This window comes from Deltaproteobacteria bacterium, from assembly GCA_030654105.1.
In the GTDB taxonomy this organism is placed as follows: Bacteria; Desulfobacterota; SM23-61; order SM23-61; family SM23-61; genus JAHJQK01.
This window is the reverse complement of record JAURYC010000291.1, coordinates 1-4,426: the sequence shown is the minus strand read 5'-3', so window position 1 is coordinate 4,426 and position 4,426 is coordinate 1. Positions and strand designations below refer to the sequence as shown.

The following is a 4,426-nucleotide window of genomic DNA, read 5'->3' as shown; positions in this document are numbered from 1 at the left end:
GTTAGATGTTTACTATCTAACAGGGTAAACACAGATTATCAGGATAAACTAAAAAGAAAATAATTATCTGCGGTTATCTGCGTAAATCTGCGTCCTATTAAATTTAAGGGGGTTATCCATTGGAAGCAACCATTAAGAAACATTTAGAAGGTGTTCGGGTTATCGATTTAAGCGCCTGGCTGGCGGGTCCGTTTCTCAGTATGCAGTTGGCTGCATTGGGGGCTGAGGTCATTAAAATTGAGCGGCCCGGGATCGGTGAACCTACCCGGATAAGCGTTCCCTTTGCCGGACCCAGCGGAGTGCGGTTTGAAGGAAAGACTCAGGAAGACATCTCGCTTATCAATTTAAAGCGCAACCGGGGCAAGAAAAGCATCACCCTGGATATGAAAAGTAAGCGGGGGATGGAGATCTTTCGCATGTTGGTTGCCAGGGGAGATGTGGTCCTTGAAAATTTCGCCCCCGGGACCATGGAGAGTTTCGGATTAGATTATCCTGCGTTAAAGGCGATCAACCCGAAAATCATTTTCTGTTCCATCTCCGGCTATGGACAAAGTGGCCCTTACAGGGATCGAACAGCTTTTGATCTTACCATTCAGGCGACGAGTGGGATTATGGCAGTTACGGGGTTTCCAGATGGGCCTCCCCTCCGCTGCGGACCATGGATTGGCGATCTGATCCCGGCGTTGTATGGGCTAAGTGGGATTTTGGCCGCGCTGGCCTCGCGGGAAAAAACGGGCCAAGGGGAAAGGATTGACATATCCATGCAAGATTGTTGCTTCTCCATGATCATGGATGAGGCTTTAGATCTTCTGGTCTCCAGGGGGATTCCCACGAGGCAAGGAAACAGGAATCCCAGAGCGGTCCCATGGAATATATTCCCGACGAAAGATGGAAATATCGCCATCTGCGTGTACACGAATGACCAATGGAAGGTATTTCTGGGGGCGATAGGGAGAGAAGATTGTTTAAAGGATTCTCGATTCAAGAACGTTGAAGATCGACTGAAAAACGCGAATGAAGTGGAAGCCGTTGTAACGGAATGGTCCAAAAATTTAAGCACGGAAGAGGCCTTAAAGGTCTTAAGGGAGAAAAAAGTTCCTTGTGACCCAGTCCTGGAAATTAAAGAGGTGCTGGAGGATCCGCAGTTAAAATCTCGGGGAATGATTCAAGAGCTGAAGCATCCATTAAGTGGCCCAACCGGATTGAAGGCCGCCGGATTCCCCATCCGCTTTTCTGAGCTTCCGGCAGAATATTCGGGGCCAGCCCCTTTCCTTGGGCAGCATAACGAGGAAATTTACAGAGGATTATTGGGCTTCTCCAAGGAGGAAATGGAGCAATTGGAGAAAGAAGGAATTATTTGACAAGAGGACGCGGGATTCAGTACTTGACGCGTCTGTAAAGTCAAATACGGACTTTCACACCCCCAATTTTTTTCTTTTATTCGACTGGCGGCCTTTTATCCTGCCAGGGCGCGATGGCTTCGAAAGCAGCCGCAGCTCTGAGAACGGTTGCCTCACCCAGCCTCCGGCCGACGATCTGAAGACCCACCGGCAATCCTTCGGCAGTCCACCCGCAAGGAACGGAGATGGCCGGAAGTCCGGTCACGGTGATCGCATAGGTTAAATATAACCATTCTTGATAATTATTTATCGGCTTGCCGTTGATCTCCTGGGGGTAGGGCATTTCTACGGGAAAAGGAGGAACGGCCACGGTAGGAGTGAGCAGGAGGTCATACCGCTCGAAGAACTGGCGGACCCGGTGGTAGAGCGCTGTCCTCTCCTTCTCTGCCATGCCGACTTGCTGGGCAGTGAGGGGAAAGCCTTTCTCAATATTCCAGACCAGGTTGGGATTCATATGGTCACGCCATTTTTCCAGCTTCTCAGCGTGCAGAGTAACCATCCGCAAGGCGCGGGTAACATGGATAATCTCCCGGACCCGGCTAAAGTCCGGTTCAGCCTGCTCGACGGTACATCCCAACTCGGTAAAGCGCTTAGCCGCGGCACCAGCTACGGCCTCGATTTCCCGATCCACGGGCGAGACTTTCAGGTCCGCGCTCCAGGCCACCTTGAAACCCCGGATATTCGGATGCTCGACGGCAGCAAGAAATTCCCGCCCGTCCCCAGGCAGGGAGATCGGAGAGCGGTCGTCCGCCCCGGCAATCACGGAGAGCATCAGGGCCGTATCTCCAACCGTTCTGGCCATGGGCCCCTCCACGGCCAGGGTATCCCATCCCATAAAGCTTGGATAGATGGGGACCCGCCCGGCAGAAGTCCGAAATCCCACCACGCCGCAAAAAGATGCAGGAATCCGCAACGAACCCCCCAGATCACTTCCCGTGGCCAACGGGCCGAGGCCGCAAGCCAGGGCCACCGCTGCTCCTCCACTGGACCCTCCGCAAGTATGGCTGAGTTTCCAGGGGTTGCGAGTGGCGCCAAAAACAGCGTTATACGTGTTTGCTCCCGCTCCGAACTCGGGGGTGTTGGTTTTTCCGATCACGATAGCCCCGGCCGCCTTCAGACGCTGGACGATCAGGGCGTCCTCAGTAGGGACATGGTGCTCAAAGATCTTCGAACCAAAGGTGGTCCGGATCCCGGCCGTAAGGGTAAGGTCCTTGATGGAAACGGGGATGCCGTGTAAAGGACCGAGCTTTCCCCCTTGCCTTATTTCCGCTTCGGCTTTTTTGGCCGCCTCCAAGGCCATTTCCGGGACCACCGTGCAGTAGGCGTTGACCTTGGGGTTGATCTTCTCCACCCGGGCCAGAAGGGCCTCTACGATTTCCCGGGGAGACAAGGTTTTTTTCTTAATCGCTGCGATCATTTCCGTGGCCGGCATAAAACCCATATCCGTCTTATTCAATTTTCTTTTCTCCTATGATTAAAGGGTTTCCAGTTCCTTGAGAATGGCTTCGAGTTTGTCCGTACCGAGCTTGAATTTTTTGGCTACTCTTTCCAGTTTTTCGGAGGAAATTCTGTTTGGACCCTTTTCCCCGGCCGCTTTCTGGACGGGCTCCCATCCTTCCTCGCGAATGTTGAGCGAAACCAGGTCCCAACGGCTGTAATGTCCCATGCAGTCAAAGACATTCTTGGCGATGATGCGGTCATCCATATCCAGCTCAGCATAAACGACGGTCTCCTTATTAAAAACGGGTTCAGCCAGGTAAGTTCCAAAGGGCCCGGCGATACAACTTCCTCCCATGGCCCAGTTGAAATTGGTGGTCTGCTTGAAGGGAAAAGTGTCGGGGACCTCGCTGGCCGGGAGGTAGAGGCCAGAGCTGACCACGAAAGTCTGCGTTTCAAAGGCGTATTCCCGAACGCAGCAATCCTGGTCGCAGGTATGCAAAGGACCAATCTTCCCGCTCATGTCCCTGACTTTTGTTTGGGGATTGAAGGTCCAATACCCGGGCCAGCAACAGGCGTGGATCTCTTCTCCTTTTATGGCCATGGCTGCTCTCATCAGGATCATATGGTTCTCATAGCAGATCAGCCCCCCAATGCGGCCGATATCGGTATTAAATACTTGGATATCTCGGGCGTCTCCCATCCCCCAAAAAAACCTCTCCTGGTGGGTGGGCATGGTTTTGCGGTGCCGGCCCAAAATTTCTCCGTTTCTGCCGATAAAGAGTTGGGTGTTGAACAAGGTCTGGCTGCCGATGCGATCATCCTGTTCGTTGATTCCAACCACACAATAGGCATTGGCGCGTTTTGCTGCCTGGCACAGCTGGTCGGTTTCCGGGCTGGGGATCTTTATGGAATTTTCAAAGAAGGCAATGACCGTATCCCTCCAGTCTTTGGCCTTCTCGGGGTTCGTGTATCCAAAATTTCCCCTCCAATAAGGATAGGCTGGAATGCCCGTCTCGGGGGTAACGACTAAGTCAGCCTTCTCCTTGCCCGCTTCCTCGATGTACCAGCAATATTTTTCCACACTCCGCTTTTTATCCATAAATACCGGCGTCGCCTGCACGGATGCCGCTTTCACCATTTTTCCCATGGATCTCTCCTCTCTTTGGCAAAAAGTTGAAGTTTTTTCTTTTGATAAAAAAAGATTATAGGAAGCGGACTTTGCCCAATTAACCTTGCCAATCCTTTCCTCAGCCGAACAAGAACTAAAAATAATTTTTGCTCGCTTTGGGATTCATAAGGGAGCGTTTATCCCTAAAAATATTCTATAGGCATTCCTCAGGATCGTCAAATGATTTGGTTCCAGTCCAATTTACTTGAACGAATTACCCTCCGGGTGCTAACATATAAATTTGTTGTATAGGAATTTCCTTTTTTATCCTTCCCCCTCACCCCACCCTCTCCCCCGATTGCGGGGGAGAGGGAAAGGGTGGGGGGGTTAATTTGAGATTTTGTCTTTTATCGATTTTTTGCTTTCGATCAAACAGAGGGATGATAAAGGAGGGTAAAAGAAAGTGGGAAGATGGAAA

General features: G+C 51.5%; 3 protein-coding genes. 1 reads left to right on the top strand and 2 read right to left on the bottom strand.

Annotated features, from left to right (window positions below):
- Positions 1-119 precede the first annotated feature (119 nt).
- Positions 120-1,361, top strand: coding sequence for a CoA transferase (locus Q7V48_12710; GenBank protein MDO9211590.1), 1,242 nt, complete (start codon positions 120-122; stop codon positions 1,359-1,361).
- A gap of 76 nt (positions 1,362-1,437) precedes the next feature.
- Here Q7V48_12710 and Q7V48_12705 read toward each other — a convergent pair whose 3' ends face one another.
- Together Q7V48_12705 and Q7V48_12700 are read right to left on the bottom strand one after the other, a co-directional pair.
- Positions 1,438-2,856 carry an amidase gene (locus tag Q7V48_12705; GenBank protein MDO9211589.1) on the bottom strand — a complete coding sequence of 473 codons (1,419 nt, stop codon included), beginning with the start codon at positions 2,854-2,856 and terminating at the stop codon, positions 1,438-1,440.
- 18 nt (positions 2,857-2,874) lie between these two features.
- Complete coding sequence (locus tag Q7V48_12700; GenBank protein MDO9211588.1) at positions 2,875-3,987, bottom strand: carbon-nitrogen hydrolase family protein; 1,113 nt, start codon at positions 3,985-3,987, stop codon at positions 2,875-2,877.
- Between the last annotated feature and the right edge of the window lie 439 nt (positions 3,988-4,426).

What these genes read in the sequence shown, in the direction of transcription:
- Q7V48_12700 (MDO9211588.1), bottom strand. Translation starts at nt 3,987, where the DNA reads ATGGGAAAAATGGTGAAAGCGGCATCCGTGCAGGCGACGCCGGTATTT.